General features: G+C 37.7%; 11 protein-coding genes and 1 pseudogene. 8 read left to right on the plus strand and 4 right to left on the minus strand.

Translation table 11 applies throughout. The features are described from left to right. Nucleotides 1-9 precede the first annotated feature (9 nt). From A9Y75_RS19275 to A9Y75_RS19295, 4 genes and pseudogenes are all read right to left on the minus strand, one after another. The gene (locus tag A9Y75_RS19275) at nucleotides 10-255 is read right to left on the minus strand and encodes a hypothetical protein (protein ID WP_071191154.1); all 246 of its coding nucleotides are present in this window, start codon (nucleotides 253-255) and stop codon (nucleotides 10-12) included. 349 nt (nucleotides 256-604) lie between these two features. Further along, a pseudogene (locus A9Y75_RS19280) lies at nucleotides 605-862 on the minus strand (molecular chaperone DnaK); the annotation flags it as partial. Nucleotides 863-1,331: 469 nt separating this feature from the next. Then, the gene (locus A9Y75_RS19285; RefSeq protein ID WP_071191156.1) at nucleotides 1,332-1,826 is read right to left on the minus strand and encodes an Hsp20/alpha crystallin family protein; all 495 of its coding nucleotides are present in this window, start codon (nucleotides 1,824-1,826) and stop codon (nucleotides 1,332-1,334) included. A 910-nt stretch (nucleotides 1,827-2,736) separates the two neighbouring features. Beyond that, nucleotides 2,737-3,486, minus strand: coding sequence for a thioesterase II family protein (locus A9Y75_RS19295; RefSeq protein ID WP_071191158.1), 750 nt, complete (start codon nucleotides 3,484-3,486; stop codon nucleotides 2,737-2,739). Nucleotides 3,487-3,597: 111 nt separating this feature from the next. Here A9Y75_RS19295 and A9Y75_RS19300 point away from each other — a divergent pair, with 111 nt between their 5' ends. The 8 genes from A9Y75_RS19300 (at nucleotide 3,598) to A9Y75_RS19330 (ending at nucleotide 11,597) form a co-directional block, all read left to right on the plus strand. Further along, nucleotides 3,598-4,806: a DNA cytosine methyltransferase gene (locus A9Y75_RS19300; protein ID WP_083389671.1), complete on the plus strand. Its 1,209-nt coding sequence runs from the start codon at nucleotides 3,598-3,600 to the stop codon at nucleotides 4,804-4,806. 22 nt (nucleotides 4,807-4,828) lie between these two features. Further along, nucleotides 4,829-5,461 (plus strand): Eco29kI family restriction endonuclease, encoded by a 633-nt coding sequence (locus A9Y75_RS19305; protein WP_071191159.1) that lies wholly within the window; start codon nucleotides 4,829-4,831, stop codon nucleotides 5,459-5,461. A gap of 52 nt (nucleotides 5,462-5,513) precedes the next feature. Further along, a complete protein-coding gene (locus A9Y75_RS19310; protein ID WP_071191160.1) occupies nucleotides 5,514-6,947 on the plus strand; it encodes a carotenoid oxygenase family protein in 1,434 nt (477 codons plus the stop codon). Between the two features lie 320 nt (nucleotides 6,948-7,267). Next, nucleotides 7,268-8,530, plus strand: coding sequence for a polysaccharide biosynthesis protein (locus A9Y75_RS19315; protein ID WP_071191161.1), 1,263 nt, complete (start codon nucleotides 7,268-7,270; stop codon nucleotides 8,528-8,530). Between the two features lie 95 nt (nucleotides 8,531-8,625). Beyond that, complete coding sequence (locus A9Y75_RS19320) at nucleotides 8,626-9,813, plus strand: glycosyltransferase family 4 protein (RefSeq protein WP_071191162.1); 1,188 nt, start codon at nucleotides 8,626-8,628, stop codon at nucleotides 9,811-9,813. 18 nt (nucleotides 9,814-9,831) lie between these two features. Beyond that, on the plus strand, nucleotides 9,832-9,969 hold the full coding sequence (locus A9Y75_RS28740; protein WP_177176245.1) for a hypothetical protein: 138 nt from the start codon (nucleotides 9,832-9,834) through the stop codon (nucleotides 9,967-9,969). Further along, nucleotides 9,944-10,966 carry a hypothetical protein gene (locus A9Y75_RS19325; protein WP_071191163.1) on the plus strand — a complete coding sequence of 341 codons (1,023 nt, stop codon included), beginning with the start codon at nucleotides 9,944-9,946 and terminating at the stop codon, nucleotides 10,964-10,966. The genes A9Y75_RS28740 and A9Y75_RS19325 overlap by 26 nt, the downstream gene beginning before the upstream one ends. Nucleotides 10,967-11,024: 58 nt before the next feature. Continuing rightward, complete coding sequence (locus A9Y75_RS19330) at nucleotides 11,025-11,597, plus strand: methyltransferase domain-containing protein (protein WP_083389672.1); 573 nt, start codon at nucleotides 11,025-11,027, stop codon at nucleotides 11,595-11,597. The last annotated feature ends 72 nt before the right edge of the window (nucleotides 11,598-11,669 follow it).

Raw genomic sequence — 11,669 nt, forward strand, 5'->3', positions numbered from 1 at the left:
ATCAATCATTCATTCTAGATTTATGTCGCTTTGATAAGACATTGGGCGAGGTTTTGCCTTTTTAGATTCTTGGGGCGATCTTTTAGGTGCTTGGGGAGGGCGACAGATTTCACAATATAAGGGTCGGGGTCCAAAAGTTTCGCGTTTAGTCGGCTGATTACATTCTTTACAGACAAAATTGAAGACACGAGTATGAATCTGTCTTTTATGCGCTCTGACAGTATATTCCCTAACATCAATGGTTTTAGTAGCCATAATTAAGAATTACAAATTTCAGTCCTCTTAATATAGCTATTCAAGCAAACGAAACTACATCAGTGTGTGTTTTAGTGCAACTTTTCTTCAAATCATTAAAATAAAAGCCCAGCATAAGATACAAACTTTAATTGTCAACAATAAACAGCGAAGCAATCTCAGCCCCTGGGATTGTTCCGCTGTATTAAGTTTGCCTGACACTGAAACTTCGTATTGAATTAAGTCTTTCTACTTGTTCATCTCTGCTTACTGATAATCTGGATAAATAAGGTTTAAAAGCATCCTCCTAATGGATGAAATAGAAGGATGAAGTTGTTTATCCTTTGTAATTTATGATTCATCCTTTTTTTTACTTATTTTCCACAAAATCAGCATCTATCACATCTTCACCTCGACTACTTTGTGGTTCACCACTTCCATTGGCGGTTCCCGCGTGGGCATAAACTGCGCTACCGACTTGCATCAAGACTTGCTGTAACTCACTGCTAATAGACTTAATTTGCTCAAAGTTATCTTGGTTAATGGCTTCTCGCAAATCCTTCACCAGTCCTTCAACTCGGCTTTTATCAGCTGCGCTTACCTTATCACCCAAATCTTTTAGTTGTTTCTACATTATTTTGACCATCAGCCGCAGTTGAAAAGATTTCTGATTTCTTCACCGGGATAGTTGTATAGGAATAATATTTGATTTTTGTTGGCGCAGCCTGCGCTTTGCGCTTACAAACTCAGTACACCTTATATTCCTTCTTTTCTGTTAAGAGTTCCCTGTTAAGAGTTCCCTGCCTCTACGAGTAAATATGCCTACGGCACGCTACCGCGAACAGGAATCAAACCGGATTCCTATATTTCGACCAAAAGTTGAGCATTGCTGAGTTTCGCGTCTTGCAGTGAGAGTTTCATTATCTATCAATTGATGTCCTAACCACCCTGTCCACGGCTATACAAGGAAAGGCAGAGCCTTATTGAATTCATTCCCATACAGAGTATGGGAACGAGAATATTCCCATACAGAGTATGGGAACGAGAAAACGAGAAATGAGAATCTGGGTTTTTACAAATCAGAAACTACTGACAAATTAACCAAGATTAACTTTAAACGCTTTTTGTTTTTCTGGTTCTGCTTTTGGTAAGTTTAACCGCAGAATACCATCTTTATATTCAGCCTGTACTTGTTCATGTTGGACAAGGGAAGGTAAAGGAATTACCCGTTGGAATTTGCCATAACGAAATTCAGAACGAGTGTAACCTTCTCTTTCTGTTGTGGTTTCAGATTTCCTTTCACCAGTAATAGAAACAGCTTCAGGGGTTACTTCCACATTTACATCTTTCGCTTCCAGACCAGGTAATTCTAGTCTCAATTTAAATGCATCATCAGTTTCTTCAAGTTCAGCAGAAGGAATAAAGGTAATTCCTCCTCTTTCACCCCCATCAGTTGGTATAATTCTTTCAAACAAACGATTCATGCGCCGTTGTAGGGTATCCATTTCGCGGAGTGGGTCCCAACGTTCAAGTTCGCGGAATGGTTCTAGGCGTTCAATGTCCCGGAGTGGGTCCCAACGAATAAGTGCCATATCTATCTCCTGTACAATCCTCTAATTTGGCTTGTGGAGGCTGAATTTCAAGCTTCATCGATGGCAAACAACGGTCATACTTTTTTAAATCTTTTCATGCCTGAAGCTTAATCTTTAGCTTCCTACTTAAACAATAACACTAGGAGATAAATTCAGTGGGTTCGGTTTTATAGCTATGGGAATCGCAATAGCCGTACCTGTAAGCTTTTTTCACAATCCTTTACAATTTAAATTATTGAAAAAATGTAAGAATTCAGGAGTCAGGAGTCAGGAGACGCTTCGCAGACCTTTGGTTCAGAATGCTTATGAAATGAAGAATAGAGAGAACTGAGATTTTATCAAAATCATCAAAGTTGAGTAAAAAAGTCTTTATTCTCCAGAACCACAGGTCTGCGTAGCTTCTTCTGTATTCTCTATCCTGAATACTTACGAAAAAATAATAAATCCCCTTTTAGGGTAATTGTAAATATTTCTAATTTTATTCCAGATATAGATTGTTAAGTCTGTTGAAAATTATAGCTAAAAGTAATAATATAGCGGTTCTCGGTTGAGTGATATACAAGAACCCCACCCCCAACCCCCTCCCCGCAAGCGATGAGGGGGCTATGATGTATCTCAAAAGAGCGGAAACCGCTGTAGCCTTATTTTAGCAAATGTGTTTGGTAACAAATTTAATAACATCTTTTTGATGTTTCCCTCCCCGCAAGCGATGAGGGGGCTATGATGTATCTCAAGAACCCCAACCCCAACGTCCTCCCCGCAAGCGATGAGGGGGCTATGATGTATCTCAAGAACCCCAACCCCAACGTCCTCCCCGCAAGCGATGAGGGGGCTATGATGTATCTCATTCAAGTGTATACCGCTATATCAACATCTATCTGAGGTAGAATTATGGATATAAAAAATATTTTTACTCTAACTGTTGAGCTATGCTTCTCAGTAAAAGATTTTGGTTAGAGCGAATAAAGAAGTGATTACCTTCAAGCATTTGTAATGAAAAAGAGGCAGTAGTTTGTTCACGCCATGCTTCTAACTCATAATCATTAAATTCTTTATCTTGTAAACCACCAAAAACACTCAGAGGACAATCAAGAGGCGGTTGATTTGTATAAATGTATGTACCTAAAACTGTAAAATCAGCCCGGAGAATAGGGAGAAAAAGTTGGATAATGTCTTGATTTTCTATAACATCATCAGGAGTACCATTGAAATTACGGATTTCTTGCCAAAACTCTGCATCTGGTAAGTTATAAATCGGTTTTCTTGTACGAGGAAGTTGTGGAGCATTGCGAGCAGATATAAATAAATGTAATGGAGTTAAATTATAATCTGACCGTAGTAAACGAGTTAATTCAAAGCTGACAAGTCCACCCATACTATGACCAAAAATAGCAAAGGGTTTATCTAGATATGGGGTGAGATTTTGGGCTATTTCCCTTACCAAAGGTTGCATTTTTGTGTAGGGAGGTAAGTTCATTTGTCTTCCCCTTCCAGGAAGTTCTAGAGGACACACTTCGATAGTGGGGGGTAAATCATTAGGCCAGGTGCGAAATACCATTGCGCTACCTCCTGCGTAGGGTAAGCAGAATAAGCGTAATTTGGCTTGGGGGTTGGGTTGGGGACAAGTTACCCAGGAGTTGAAGGTGGTTTTGGTTGTCATAATTGGGTTTAATTGTGGATAATAAGATTTAACTAGATTTTTTTATATTCACTGACTGCAAGTTAGATATATCATCAATATGTTTTGAAATTGTTATAGATTTTATAGTTCGTGTCTAAATTCAAATCACTAGAGTTATTTACAGGTGCTGGAGGTCTAGCGATGGGATGCGATCGCGCTGGCTTCCATCATCAAGCACTTGTGGAACGAGATAAACATAGTTGTCACACCATCCGTGAAAATCAGCAGAGAGGGATGCAACTTGTGAGTGACTGGTGTCTCCATCAAATGGATGTGGCTGATTTTGACTACTCCAATGTGAGAGGAGAAATAGACCTTTTAGCAGGTGGTCCACCTTGTCAGCCTTTTTCTATTGGTGGCAACCATAATGGTTATTTAGATAAACGGGATATGTTTCCCGAATTTTTCCGCGCTGTGCGGGAATTACGTCCTAAAGCTTTTTTAGTTGAAAATGTCCGTGGTTTAGTGCGACCTAATTTTATTAATTATTTTGAGTATATTCTTTTACAGTTAAATTATCCTGAAGTGCAACCCAAGGCTGATGAATCTTGGGCTGATCATTTAGTAAGACTTCAGCAACATCAACGCAGTAATATCAAGGATGAACTTAGTTATCGGGTGATGTGGCGGTTGTTAAATGCAGCTGATTATGGAGTACCACAGAAACGTGAACGAGTGTTTATTGTTGGTTTCCGTTCCGATTTACAAGCTAACTGGTCTTTTCCTGAACCAACCCATACAGAAGAGGCGCTGATTTGGCATAAATGGGTGACAGGTGAATACTGGGAACATCACGGTATTGCTAAGTTATATCGCCCAGAAATGCCCAAAAAAATACGCAGTAGCTATCAACGGAAGGGAGCGAGTTTAATTGGTAGCATAACTTCTCCTTGGCTGACTGTGAGAGATGCGATCGCCAACTTACCACTATCTGAAAAAACTACTTTAGCAGTAAAAATTCCCAATCATATCTACATTCCCGGTGCTAAAAGCTATCCAGGTCATACAGGTAGCCCTTGGGATGAACCAGCCAAAACTCTCAAAGCAGGTGTACATGGTGTCCCCGGTGGTGAAAATATGCTTGCTTTCCCTGATGGACAAGTCCGCTATTTTACGGTACGTGAGGCTGCAAGATTGCAAACTTTCCCTGATGATTACTACTTTCCCGGCGCTTGGGGTGAGTCCATGCGTCAAATTGGTAATGCTGTACCTGTCACCCTGGCTTATATTATCGCTACTAGCATCCATACCCATTTACAAAAAGTTGACTCTCGGCTCAAAATTAAGACTGCTGTCTAGTTATTTATAGTTACAATTTTTCATGCCATTAGAAGTCTTTCAAGCACCTCCAACACTACGTGAGCAGTTAATTGAGTTTCAAGCTAGACAGCATTGTTATCCACTAACTGAACTAGAAGAACTCAAAGAAGAGTTAGCTGGCTATGTTGGTGTCTATTTACTTTATTACAGGGGAGAATTTCCGCTTTACTCAGCTATAGCTTACGCTAATCAAAATTCTTGTTGTCTGCCAATTTATATTGGCAAAGCAGAAAATCCAGGGAAGCGGACTGGAACAGGAACTATTGCAGGTGGTTTAATTGGTCGTTTAAGAGAACATAGAAATTCTATTCGCCAAGTTAATAATCTTGATATTGCTGATTTTCACTTTACAGTAGTAGCAATGGCTGTAGATTTAGTAGCTTGGGGTGAGTCTGTGCTAATTAGGCATTTTCGGCCTGTTTGGTGCAGTATCATTTCTGGTTTTGGCATTCATGCACCTGGTAAAGGTCGGGGTTTACAAATGCGATCGCTGTGGGATGAAATACACTCAGGTAGATCCTTTGCCACAAGCTTACCGTCTAATCCCATCACTATCTCTAATCTACAGCCACAGGTAACTCAACATTGTCAAAAGTTGTGTGTGCATTTAGGATGTCCGTGTTTAGATAAATAAAGATAGAAACTGACTGTTACAGAATTTCTAGAAAATCTCTAATTTTAGAACTATGCAAACAATTGATAAAAAGTCAACTCAAAAAACTTGGTCAAAAGCCATATCTCAACCTGCAACTGAATTTCCTCCCACGCAATTACCTGTTATCGCGGGTAAAATCCCTGATGGTTTGCGGGGTACTCTTTACCGCAATGGTGCAGCGCGACTAGAACGGGGTGGTGTGTCAGTAGGACATTGGTTTGACGGAGATGGTGCTATTTTAGCTGTCCATTTTACTGATGCTGGTGCAACTGGGGTTTATCGCTATGTGCAGACTGCTGGTTATCAAGAAGAAACTGCGGCGGGTAAATTACTATATGGTAATTATGGCATGACTGCACCTGGTCCCATTTGGAATCAATGGCGTAAACCTGTTAAGCACGCTGCAAATACTTCTGTTTTGGCATTACCTGATAAACTGCTGGCATTGTGGGAAGGTGATAATCCTTATGCATTAGATTTGCAGACTTTAGAAACACAAGGATTAGATAATTTAGATGGTTTAGAGAAAAAACAACCTTATTCTGCACATCCTAAAGTTGATTATACAACAGGGGAAATTTTTAATTTTGGTGTGAGTCCGGGAGCAAATGCGATATTAAGTATCTACAAAAGTGACTTAACAGGCAAGATTTTGAAAACAGCAAAGTTGACATTAGCAGGTTTTCCTGTCATACATGATTTTGTTTTAGCGGGACAATATTTAATATTTTTTGCGCCTGCGGTACATTTAAATGTTTGGCCTATTTTGTTGGGAATTAGTAGTTACAGTGATTCGCTGCAATGGCTACCACAAAAAGGAACTAAGATTTTAGTAATTGATAGAGAAACCTTATCTTTAGTGAGTGAAGGAATTACAGAACCTTGGTTTCAATGGCATTTTGGTAATGGTTATATTGATGATAGTGGTACGGTGATTGTAGATTTTTCTCGTTATGCAGATTTTCAAACTAATCAATTTTTAAAAGAGGTTGCATCTGGAGAAACTCAAACAGTTGCTAAAACCACGTTGACGCGGGTACAACTTAATCCGCAAACAGGGAAAGTGACGGGAATTGAAACTCTATTAAATAGAAGTTGTGAATTTCCTAATGTTCCACCGCAAAATGTGGGTAAGTTTTCTCGCTATAGTTATATGTCTATTTTTCGGGAAGGAACAGATGTTGCGGGGGAAATATTAAACGGTATTGCTCGTTTTGATCATCAAACTGGAACTCTGTCGGAAGCAGACTTGGGTGAAAATCGCTATCCTTGTGAACCTCTCCCAGCACAAGACAATCAAAACCCTGAGCAAAGTTGGATTTTAACAGTGGTTTACGATGGTAATACCAATAGTAGCGAGGTTTGGATATTCGAGAGCCAACACTTGAACGATGAACCTGTTTGTAAACTAGGTTTACCCAGCGTTATTCCCCACAGCTTTCACGGTACTTGGAAACCCGCTTAATTAATTTGAAACTTTTAGTGAACAGGATTATTTTGATTTCTGCACACATATCTTCTATAGTATAGCAACAGACAGGGCGGTTAGGACACCAACTGATTATAAAACATAGACACCAAAAGACTTTTCAGACTGTTACCTGTCACCTGTTCCCTGTCACCTGCTATAACTTATGCAGACCGTTCAATAAAAGTAGTAAAATTAACGGATTGACAAGTATAAGGAAGTACTTTAACCTTAGTTTAGAGTAATACTAAGTGAAGGTTGTGGATTTATCTAAATGAAAATTGACTGTCTACTAATAAGAAGAGACGAGTGAGTAGATGTCTTTACCTGCAAATTTTGTTCATTGGACTAAATTACTGGGCAAATTTGTCTCTGTGCAAATTATAGTTCAAGCTTTGACCCTCGCTAGTGGAATTTTCATAGTTCGTACTTTAGAACAGCGAGAATATGCCTATTACACAATTGCTAATTCGATGCTATCAACAATGAATATACTAGCTGATTCTGGCATCAGTATTAGCCTTTCTGCTATTGGAGGAAAAGTTTGGCAAGATCGTTATCGTTTTGGTCAGTTAATTAATACTGCAATGCGTTTCCGCTACTATTTAGCGGCAATTTCCATCTCTGTCGTCACACCAATTTTAATTTGGATGTTGATTCGTAATGGTGCTTCAATAGGTTATGCAGTTTTGATAACGATTGTGGTATTACTAGGGCTGAATTTTCAATTAACTAATGGTGTACTAATAGTAGTACCTCGTCTCCATTCTCAAATTAATCGAATTCAGAATCTAGATATTTTTTCAGCAATTTCCAGACTCATATTGTTAGGATTAGGGTACTTAAGTTTTTGGAATGCTACAGTAGCAATTGCATCTGCATCTTTAGCATCAGGATTACAGCGTTTTGTTTTGGGACGCTTGGCTCGTGAAAATATTGATAACCAAGTATCTAGAAATCAAGAAGATAGTAAATTTATATTTACAACAATTAAACATTCACTACCTAACAGTATTTTCTTTTGTATTCAAGGCCAATTAAGTGTTTTTCTGATAAGCATATTTGGCAGTACTCAGAATATTGCTGAATTGGGAGCTTTAGGACGCATAGGTGTGATTTTTGCCGTTATTAATTCTGTAATGGCTACAATTGTTTTACCTGGTTTTTCTCGTTGTCAGTCAGTAGTCATTTTACGTCGTCGTTACTTTCAAATATTAGGTTTATTTTTATTATTTGGAATCTTGATGGTTACAGTGTGTTATATTTTTCCTGAGCAGATTCTTTGGATTATAGGAAATAAGTATAGTCACCTGAAAAATGAATTGTTTATGATAATTATTGTGACAGTAGTAAATTCTTTTATTGATATCATGATTTCTATTAATTTGTCAAAAGCATGGATTGAATATTGTTGGATTGAGATACCAATGACATTGGTTTTGCAAGCTATACTGTTAATGAATTTAGATATATCAACAATTCATGGAGTTATAATTTTTGGTTTTTTATCTAGAATACCTCCCTTGTTAGTTCATTCAGTGCTTACTTATCGTGGTTTTGCTAACTATAATATTAGTTGAACCCAAAAGAATACAATATATAAGCCATTGATGAGAATTAGAAGATTCACTACTAGAACTTAGTCAGACTAAAAAAAATTCTTAGGAGGCAGTTCATGAAAATACTATTTTGCAGCCATAACCCAAAGGTAAAATCCTTGGGTGCGCCTAAAGTTCTAGTTGAGCTTGCTGAGGAATTAGAATGTTTAGAATGGGAAATTACATTTATTACCCCTTCTGATCTATTAGGAGAAAATTTTCAGTCTTTGAATAGTGACAAGTTACGCAAGCTTTATGCTGAGAGCCTCAGAAATTATTTGAAAATAAATGCTATTAATTATGATGTGATTGATTACGATCAAAGCTATTTACCTTATCCAAGAGATGAGTTTCCCTCTGATACATTGATGGTGGCTCGTTGTCCACTGCTTGCCTATCATTTCCAGCCAGAGTTGGTAAGAAAGTTATTAAAGCCAAAACCAAATTGGAAGTCTAAACTCAAATTTTTCTTCAAACAATCTTTACTAATCACCAAACTTGATGAAATTCAATCACAAAAAAATATACAGATTGCCCATCATACATTTATAGAAACTGACTTAGTTAATGTATCGAATCAAGATGATAAAATAGAATTGCTTAAAAATGGTATAGCAGAAAGTAAAATATGTGTAATTCCTTTGGGAATTAGCCGGCTGCGTCGCCCACTATTTGATCAAGTTTCCAGTGACTTGCCTTCAGAACCAAAAGTAGCTTTTGTGGGAACTTTTGATAATCGAAAAGGTGCTAGTGACTTCCCTAAGATTGTTAAAAATATTTGCCAACATATTCCCAATATCACTTTTCGTTTAATTGGTACTAAGGGATTATATGCTTCCGATATCGAAGTACTGGAGTGTTTTCCTCCAAAAATTAGAAATCAAATTGAAGTAATTCCTCGTTTTGAACCGAACGATTTACCAAGTCTTTTAAGTGATTGCTCACTTGGAATATTTCCTTCCTACATTGAAGGTTTTGGATTTGGAGTATTGGAGATGCTGGCTGCATCCCTTCCCGTCATTGCATATAATGCACCGGGTCCACCAATGATGCTCCCAGAAGAATATTTAGTTGATCGGGGTGATACTGATAAGATGGCAGAGAAAGTTGTTGCTTTACTTAATGACAACGAAAGGTTATCTTCTGCTCGCATTTGGGCAAAGCAGCAGTCACAGCAGTTTTGTTGGCAAAAAATTGCCCAGCAGACAAGTGAAATTTATTTAGAACACTGGCAAAAACGGCAAGTTATTGCTACAGTCCCATAATTTAACCTAAAAATTAGCATGATCAATACATCTAAACAACATAAATGCGATCGCCAATTTCGTTGGATATCAAGTGTTACTGGAGATCCAGAAATTATAGAAAACCTAAACCAAAAAATGGAAGTTTGTAATGAAAGTATTATTTTTGCACTCTAACCGTGTAGATTATTTATCAGAAGGTTTATTTCACGGTCTGCGGGTACTGTTAGGAGAGAACTGCGTTGATGTCCCACGACACGACAGTATGTATGCCCCGTTAACTGATAGCTTTAGGTCTAGGCTTCGAGGAGGAGGTTTTACTCTTTACGGTCTTCTAGAAGATATTCCAGAATTAGCTGAAGCTAGATATTTTTGGGAAATAGACTTAGATAGCTATGACTTAATTGTAATTGCTAACATTTGGGAACAATGGCAATTATTTGAGAAGTTATCATCCCGTGTTAAGCCTGAAAAACTAGCAATTTTGGATGGACAAGATCCGCCACCAATATTTCCCTATTCTTATAGTAATTTCCTGAAACGTCCTTGGTTATTATTTACTAAGATTTCACAGTTTAAATACTTTAAAAGAGAAATGTTTAATGGGGTGTACTCTCGTAAATTAGATCAATTTTTACCGCCTCAGCTTCACGAGTGGATACCTGATCCCAAGAACATTATCCCAATTAGTTTCTCTATTCCTGAAGAAAAGATTTGGGAAGAAAAACATAATAGTAAAATTAAAGACTTTCCAGTTTATATGGTTGATAAAGAGGTAGCTAGTAATATCTCAGAATCTGTTTTTTCTGATATACGTTCTGATAACTATTGTTTTTTTTCTGAAGAAGAATATTATCTTGATTTAAGGCAATCTCGTTTTGGGATAACTACAAAACGTGGAGGATGGGATTGTTTACGCCATTATGAACTAGCTGCAAATGGATGTGTTTTATGCTTTCGAGACCTTGACCTAAAACCCAAAAACTGCGCTCCGCATGGACTCAATGAGTCTAATTGCATTATCTATCACAATTATCAGGAACTTATTGAAAAAACTTCTTCTCTAACAACGGAAGAATATTTGCAGCTACAAGAGGCATCATATCAATGGATAAAAATCAATAGTACTAAAGTACGAGCAAAAGAATTCCTACAAGCTTGTTCTGAATTTTGAGCAAGCCTGCTTGACAAAGCTATAAAGTCGCTAAAAAACGTCGCCTATCCCAAAAACAATGAAAAAAGTTACCCCGCAACCTAATTGGCATAAAAGCTGGAAATATAGTTATCCCTACGATTTATGGGAAATATATGGAGATACCAGTAGTAATTTGGGCTATGTTTACGCTTATGCTAATCGTTTCAAGCAGACTTTAGACTTAGTACAAAAGATTGCCAAGCCAGGAGCAAAAGTATTAGATGTTGCTGCTGCACAAGGAAATTTTAGTTTGTCTCTGGCAGAACTAGGCTATGAAGTGACGTGGAATGATTTGCGTGAAGAGTTGATTGATTATGTAAAACTGAAGTGGGAACATGGACAAATACACTATGTAGCCGGGGACATTTTTACTATTAATTTTGAATCATTATTTGATGTCATATTAATTAATGAAGTTATTGAACATGTTGCCCATCCAGATCAATTTTTAATAAAAATAGCTCAAATGCTAAAGCCGGGAGGATATATTATTATGAGTACTCCTAATGGTGAATATTTCCGCAATCGCTTACCTAAGTTTTCCAATTTTACTGATACGAGTCAGTTTGAAACTGTTCAATTTCAGCCAGATGCGGAAGGTCATATCTAGGACTTACGCATTGACAGAATAACAAAATAGTGCATTGATAAATAAGAGTCGTCGAGTAATGGGTATGAGAGA

The organism is Trichormus sp. NMC-1 (assembly GCF_001858025.1).
Taxonomy (GTDB): Bacteria; Cyanobacteriota; Cyanobacteriia; order Cyanobacteriales; family Nostocaceae; genus Anabaena.

What these genes read in the sequence shown, in the direction of transcription:
- A9Y75_RS19325 (WP_071191163.1), top strand. Translation starts at nt 9,944, where the DNA reads ATGAAAGTATTATTTTTGCACTCTAACCGTGTAGATTATTTATCAGAA.
- A9Y75_RS28740 (WP_177176245.1), top strand. Translation starts at nt 9,832, where the DNA reads ATGATCAATACATCTAAACAACATAAATGCGATCGCCAATTTCGTTGG.
- A9Y75_RS19305 (WP_071191159.1), top strand. Translation starts at nt 4,829, where the DNA reads ATGCCATTAGAAGTCTTTCAAGCACCTCCAACACTACGTGAGCAGTTA.
- A9Y75_RS19320 (WP_071191162.1), top strand. Translation starts at nt 8,626, where the DNA reads ATGAAAATACTATTTTGCAGCCATAACCCAAAGGTAAAATCCTTGGGT.
- A9Y75_RS19295 (WP_071191158.1), bottom strand. Translation starts at nt 3,486, where the DNA reads ATGACAACCAAAACCACCTTCAACTCCTGGGTAACTTGTCCCCAACCC.
- A9Y75_RS19315 (WP_071191161.1), top strand. Translation starts at nt 7,268, where the DNA reads ATGTCTTTACCTGCAAATTTTGTTCATTGGACTAAATTACTGGGCAAA.
- A9Y75_RS19330 (WP_083389672.1), top strand. Translation starts at nt 11,025, where the DNA reads ATGAAAAAAGTTACCCCGCAACCTAATTGGCATAAAAGCTGGAAATAT.
- A9Y75_RS19275 (WP_071191154.1), bottom strand. Translation starts at nt 255, where the DNA reads ATGGCTACTAAAACCATTGATGTTAGGGAATATACTGTCAGAGCGCAT.
- A9Y75_RS19310 (WP_071191160.1), top strand. Translation starts at nt 5,514, where the DNA reads ATGCAAACAATTGATAAAAAGTCAACTCAAAAAACTTGGTCAAAAGCC.
- A9Y75_RS19285 (WP_071191156.1), bottom strand. Translation starts at nt 1,826, where the DNA reads ATGGCACTTATTCGTTGGGACCCACTCCGGGACATTGAACGCCTAGAA.